Consider the following 5945-nt stretch of genomic DNA (forward strand, 5'->3'; position numbering starts at 1 on the left):
GACGAAGGTCGTGACCGCGGCGACGGTGCTGCGGCTCGCGGCGGAGGGGAAGGTGGATCTCGGGGCGCCGGTCCAGCGGTATCTGCCGGGGCTGCTGAGCCGGGAATTCCGGCCGGTCACCGTACGGCAGTTGCTGAATCACACGTCGGGAATCCGGCCGGGGGACGGGCTGAGGGACACGTTCGAGGAGCAGTACGCCCACCGCTACGACACACTGACGCCCCGGGAGGTCGTGGCCTCGGCGGTGGCGAAGGGGCCCGAGTTCCGTCCCGGCGAGGGCCAGCACTACTCCAACATCGGCTACACGATCCTGGGCCTGCTGATCGAGGAGGTGACGGGCCGCTCGTACGCGGCCGAGGCCACCCGCCTGGTCCTGGCCCCCGCCGGGATGCGCGACACGTACCTCCCGGGCACCGACCCGCGCATCGCCGGCCCGCACAACCACGGCTACCAGGCGGTGGAGAACCCCGACGGCACGACGGAACTCGTCGATGTCACGGAGTGGAACCAGGCGGACCGCGCGGCGGCCGGCGACATGGTCTCCACGACCGCCGACCTGGAGCGGTTGATCACGTCCCTGTTCCGGGGCCGGATCGTCCCTCGGCCCCAGTTGGAGGAGATGTTCACGATCCCGGCGGGCATCGAGGGTGCCACCTACACCGCCGGTCTCCAGCGCGGCGAGTTGAACGGCAAGGTCTTCTGGCTCAAGACGGGCTCCCGTCCCGGCTACAGCGCGCTGGCCGGAGCCACCCGGGACCTCTCCCGCACCCTCGTGTACTCGATCACCGCGACCGACGCGAAGGGGCAGGGCATGAACGCGGTGGCTCAACGGGTCGCCATGGCGGCAGTGCGGTGACCGCGAGGCCCCGCCCGGTGGACCACCCGGCTTTCCCTATACCCCACCGGGGTATAGGGTGGGAGCCCCGTACCCCCCTGGGGTATATCACCGGAGAGGCAGAACAGGGAGCCCGCCATGAACCCCCTCCAGAAGATCAGCGCTTTCGGTGCCGCGCTCACCGTGTCGTTCGGGGCCGCGTACGGGGTGGGCGCGGTGGTCGGCCCGTTCGACTCCGGCACGGACGCGGAGAGCTCGGCTCACCAGAGCGACTCGCACGAGAGCGGCTCCCACGAGGGCGGTGGCTCCGAGAAGTCCGACGGCCGGAGCAACCCCCTCGTACCCGCCGGGCTCCAGGTCAGTGAGGGCGGGTACACGCTGGACCTGGAGAGCGGAGCGCTGGCGGCGGACAGGGCCGGGGTGATCAGGTTCGCCGTACGGGGGACGGACGGCAGGCCGGTCACGTCGTACCAGGTCGAGCACGAGAAGGAGCTGCACCTGATCGTGGCCTCGCGGGACCTGACCGAGTACCGGCACCTGCACCCGACCCGGGCGGCGGACGGCACGTGGAGCACGCCGGTGACGCTGACCGAGCCGGGCAGCTACCGGGTGTTCGCGGACTTCACGCCGGGCGGAGGGAAGGAGAACCTCACGCTGGGGTCGGATCTGACGGTCGCCGGGGCGTACGCGGCGGAGCAGGTGCCGGCGCAGGTGAACCGGGTGACCGTCGACGGGTACACCGTCGCGCTGGACGGGGAACTCGCCGCCGGGAAGGGGAGCGAGCTGCGGTTCACGGTCAGCAAGGAGGGGAAGCCGGTGAGGCTGGAGCCGTACCTCGGGGCGAACGGGCATCTCGTCGCGCTGCGGGCCGGGGACCTCGCGTACCTGCATGTGCATCCGCACGACGACGAGGGCGGCGCGGCGGAGGTGAGGTTCACGGCGGACGTGCCGAGCACGGGTACGTACCGGCTGTTCCTGGACTTCAAGGCCGACGGGAAGGTACGCACGGCGGCGTTCACCGCGGGTACGGACCAGCACTCCCACGGATGAGTGCGGGTGAGTGGGGGTGAGTGCGGATGACCGCGGCATGGCTGTCTTGACCGGTGCTTGAGGGGGTGACGAGTCATCGATGGGGAGCCGTTGAACCCCTCCTGACCTGCGGTGACAGTAGATTGACAGGGGATTCGGCGGACTTGTAGGACGTGGGGGTCAGGCTCTTCCACAGGTCTTTCCTAAGGACGATCGTGTCCCTTCCTCCCCGTGTCCGCGTGCTGCGCGCGACACGTCTCATAGGCGTTCCGGTCGCTGCGGCGGCCCTCTGTCTGGCCGTCGCGGGCAGCGCGTCGGCGTGCGACATCCGTGACTTCTCCGCGTCGGCCGAGTGCGGCGCGGACGGCCACGGCTTCATCCGCGTCACCGACGTGGACCCGACCGGCACCTCGGCCACCGTCTCGGTGCAGGTCAAGCTCTCGATGCCGGACGACCAGTACCGCGACATCGGCAGCAGGACGATCGAGCACTCCTCCGCGCAGGGCACCAGCGTCGACATCCCGGTCGACTGGACGCCGGACTGGACGTACCGGGTCCACGTCAAGGCGGGCGGGTTCGTCGACGAGGACATCACGCCGGCGCTGGTGACCCCGTCGAAGGCGTGCCCCGCGTGGTACCCGTCGCCGAGCCCGACCCCGTCGGCCTCGGACTCGCCCTCGCCGTCTCCCTCGTCCTCCTCCGCGACGGCGGCCTCGCCGTCCCCGGAGCCCTCCGGCTCCGCCCCGGCCGCCCCCGCGGGCAACGCCCCCGCACCGGCGGGCGGTTCCACCCACCTCGCCGAGACCGGCGCGAGCGACTACACCGCTCCGGCCGCCGGGATCGCCGTGGGCATGATCGTCGTCGGCGCGGGCACGGTGTTCGCACTGCGCCGCCGCAAGGCCTCCGGCAACTGAGGCGTCCCCGCACCCGGAAGGCCCGCGGCTCCCCGCGGGCCTTCCGTGCGTCTCCGGTCCGTTTTGACCAGCAGCGGTCCGAAGCGAACCGGGACGTTCCCCTTCCGGCCCCCTACGTTGGAACGGAACCCTGGCCCCAAGGCGGGTACGCGGTACGGGAACGAGGAAGCGGCGACGATGATCCAAGGCACCCTCCGAGACACCTTCCACCGCTGGCTCGACGAGTCCGACGCGGTGCTCGTCGACGCAGGCGCCGGGCTGAGCGCGGCGGCCGGGTACGACTACGGCGACACCGACCGCTTCCGTGAACCGCTCCCCGCGCTGCACCGGCTCGGGCCGCACTCCCGCTACCTGCTGGGCGTGCCGTTGCCGCCGGACATGATGTGGGGCCACTGGGCCGTCCACATCACCGGCATCCGGTACGGCACCAGCGCGAACCCCCTCCCCCGGCGGCTGCGCGACCTCGTCGGGCCGGTCCGCCCGAGCTGCGGCGGCGAGGTCTTCCCCAACGTACGGGTGGGGCCATGGTTCGTGGACGACGCGTTCATGCCCACGGGCGAGCGACTGGCAAAATGGCTGAGCCAATTCCAAGTGGCTGAGTGGCTCAGCCACTCGTCCATCACCGTCCGGTGCAGGAACGTCATCGCGTACGCCGTCGCCACGCGGTCCAGGAGGCGGGACCGGTGGGAGAGGTACGCCGAGATCGGTACGCGAGCCTCGCCGCTCGCCGGTCCGGAGACCTTGCGGAGGTTCGCGTAACGGACCGCCACGGCGAGGGCCGCCCGCGCACCGCCCACCGTGCTCGCGCTCATGCACAGCTTGCCCGTCGTGACGCGGTCGATCGCCGTGAGGAAGCGTTTCCTTGGGCTGCCGAGGAGGCTCTTGACCGTGCCGTCGCGTTGCAGGCGGCCGTGCGGGCCCTGGATGAGGGCCGTGCGGGGGAGGCGGACGTCCGTGAAGGTGGTGACGCAGTGGTCGACCGGGCTGCCGATACGTTCCGGCAGGGGCGTGATCGTGATGCCGGGGAGAGGGCCCGATTCGTCCGTCAGCGGGGTCAGGAAGAGGAACACTCCCTCGTCCCGGCCGTTCGTGAGGAGGCGGGCCGCCACCACCGCCGTCTTCGGCCCCCCGGCGGGGCTCGTGTTCGGCATGAACTTCGCGGCGCCGTCGTGCGGGGTGTTCAGGACGAACTCGTCCGCCTCGACGTCGTACGTCGCCGTCGTCTCCAGCGCGGGGGCGTCGTTGCCGTGGGCCTCCTCCGTGCAGAGGAACGTTCCTGTGCGGGTGAGGTCCGTGAACGGGGTGAGGTCGCGGGGCGGGGAGTCCTGGTCGTCCAGGACGCTGCCGAGGAACAGGTTGTAGTGGATGCCGGCGACGGTCGCCGTCGCGCCGTCCACCACCGACGTCCACTCGTGGAGTGCGGCCAGGTGACGCGGGCTGGACGCCAAGTGCTCCGCCGGGAAGGGGAGTTGTGCGTTGAGGTGGCGGAGGCGGTCGTACGACAGCCGCCACCGCTCCTCGGTCGTCGCTTCGGGGCGGTGGCGGAAGATGGGGGCCGTGATCGCGTGGCGGTGGTGGGCGTGGAGGTCGTCTTCGGGGCCGTCCTGGAAGAGGAGTTCCCGCAGGGTGGGGCGTGTTGAGGTGATCGACATGCCCGGTCTATCTGTGGGACCGGGGGTGAGGTAACGATCTTTGAGGTTAAAGGGGCGTGACCTCTGATCAGAGGGTGGTGGTGAAGGCGGCCCAGGTGGTGGGGGCGAGGGCGAGGGTCGGGCCGGTGGTTTCGGGGTTCTTGGAGTCGCGGATGTGGATGGTGCCGGGGCACTCAGCCACTTCGACGCACGCGCCGCCCTCGTCGCTGCTGTAGCTCGACTTCCGCCAGGCGACGGCGACTTCGAGACACTGGCCGCCATTGCTGCCGCTGTAAGTCGACTTGAACCACTGGAGTGCTTTGGTGCTCATTCTTCTCCTAGCAAGCAGTCCATCAGACGCTTGGACTCTTCGGTGTCCCGAGCTTGTGTCCGCAGCATCGCATACTTGCTCTCCAGCGTAGACATCTCGTCAGGGTCCGAAACCCAGTGGCTGCCGCGCTGGCTTTCGGTGTAGACGAGGTGTTGGTGGTCCTCGGTCACGAGGATGGTGAAAGGCCCGTCCAGCCCTGCGTTGTGAGGGCTGTTGAGCGGCAGGATCTGGATCGTCACGTTGGGCCGGTCCGCGAGTTCCCGCAGGTGACGGAGCTGCCTCAGCCGTACGTCCGGGCCGCCGATCATCAGGTGCAGTACCGGCTCCCAGATGATGAAGCTCATCGTGGGCGGGGTCTCGCGCTCGAAGATCGCCAGGCGCTCGATGCGGCCCGCCAGCTTCGCCTGGATCTCGTCCTCGGGGTACGCCGGAACCTGCTCCCGCAAGACGGCTTCGGCGTACTCCTCCGTCTGAAGCAGACCGGGCATCACGAAACAGTCGTACCAGGACAGCACGATCGACGAGCGCTCGTGGTCGATGTACAGCTCCGCGTACATCGGGTACTGGTCGATCTCCGGGAGGTTCTCCGCGCCCTCCTCGAACACCCCCTTCGTACCGAGGGCCTTGTCGATCTTCCGGCCGATGTCCGGCTTCAGGGGCCGTCGGCCCTGCTCGATGGAGGCCATCGTCTCTTCGTCGATGTTGATGATCAGCGCGAGCTGGACCTGTGTGTAGCCACTCGCGCGGCGGGCGGTGGCGATCTGCCTGCCCAGCATCTTCATCGAGGTTTTGTTCTTCGGCCTTGACGGCTTCCTGGGACTCATGTTGGCGTGTATCCCCCGGAGTTGGGCGCGGCTCACCCGTACACACCCGTACGAAACCCGCCGTACGAGCTTGCAGGGTGTTCAACCGTAGTGATCCCCCGCCACTCTCGCCCCGTGAACGGAACAACTCAACGGCCGTTGCTGCGAGAGAGGTGCTTCCGCCGTGACCGGCGGTCTGTGCCCGCCGCGCGGCGGTTCGCCTTGGAAACGCTTACCGGTTGGGGGCTCGCGTCGTCCGAGCGTGCCCATGATGTCCTGCTGTGCGTCAGCGAGTTGGCGACCAACGCGCTGCTGCACGGGGTGCCCAGGGGGAGGCAGTTCCTGCTGTCGCTCCGGCGGGACGGGGACAGTGTCGTCGTCGAGGTGCACGACAGCGGGGAC

7 protein-coding genes are annotated in these 5945 nt (G+C 69.5%); 4 read left to right on the forward strand and 3 right to left on the reverse strand.

Features of this window, described 5'->3' with window-relative positions:
* The 3 genes from AOK24_RS38230 to AOK24_RS38240 all read left to right on the forward strand — a co-directional run.
* Positions 1-856: serine hydrolase domain-containing protein (locus AOK24_RS38230; protein ID WP_055724538.1), on the forward strand; the 856-nt coding region annotated here is incomplete at its 5' end.
* Between the two features lie 117 nt (positions 857-973).
* On the forward strand, positions 974-1885 hold the full coding sequence (locus tag AOK24_RS38235; protein ID WP_055724539.1) for a hypothetical protein: 912 nt from the start codon (positions 974-976) through the stop codon (positions 1883-1885).
* Between the two features lie 194 nt (positions 1886-2079).
* On the forward strand, positions 2080-2778 hold the full coding sequence (locus AOK24_RS38240; protein WP_107104146.1) for an LAETG motif-containing sortase-dependent surface protein: 699 nt from the start codon (positions 2080-2082) through the stop codon (positions 2776-2778).
* A gap of 347 nt (positions 2779-3125) precedes the next feature.
* Here the strand turns inward: AOK24_RS38240 and AOK24_RS38245 are convergent, their stop codons facing one another.
* The 3 genes from AOK24_RS38245 to AOK24_RS38255 all read right to left on the reverse strand — a co-directional run bounded on the left by AOK24_RS38245 (position 3126) and on the right by AOK24_RS38255 (position 5522).
* On the reverse strand, positions 3126-4430 hold the full coding sequence (locus AOK24_RS38245; protein ID WP_055724541.1) for an acyl-CoA dehydrogenase family protein: 1305 nt from the start codon (positions 4428-4430) through the stop codon (positions 3126-3128).
* 67 nt (positions 4431-4497) lie between these two features.
* Positions 4498-4740, reverse strand: a complete 243-nt coding sequence (locus AOK24_RS38250; protein ID WP_055724542.1) for a DUF397 domain-containing protein — start codon at positions 4738-4740, stop codon at positions 4498-4500.
* Positions 4737-5522, reverse strand: a complete 786-nt coding sequence (locus AOK24_RS38255) for a helix-turn-helix domain-containing protein (RefSeq protein ID WP_079057213.1) — start codon at positions 5520-5522, stop codon at positions 4737-4739. Before AOK24_RS38255 ends, AOK24_RS38250 begins: the two co-directional genes overlap by 4 nt.
* Before the next feature lie 156 nt (positions 5523-5678).
* On the opposite strand from AOK24_RS38255, the gene AOK24_RS38260 reads away from it, so the two are divergent.
* Positions 5679-5945: ATP-binding protein (locus AOK24_RS38260; RefSeq protein WP_167376902.1), on the forward strand; the 267-nt coding region annotated here is incomplete at its 3' end.

It is taken from the genome of Streptomyces niveiscabiei (assembly GCF_001419795.1).
In the GTDB taxonomy this organism is placed as follows: Bacteria; Actinomycetota; Actinomycetes; order Streptomycetales; family Streptomycetaceae; genus Streptomyces; species Streptomyces niveiscabiei.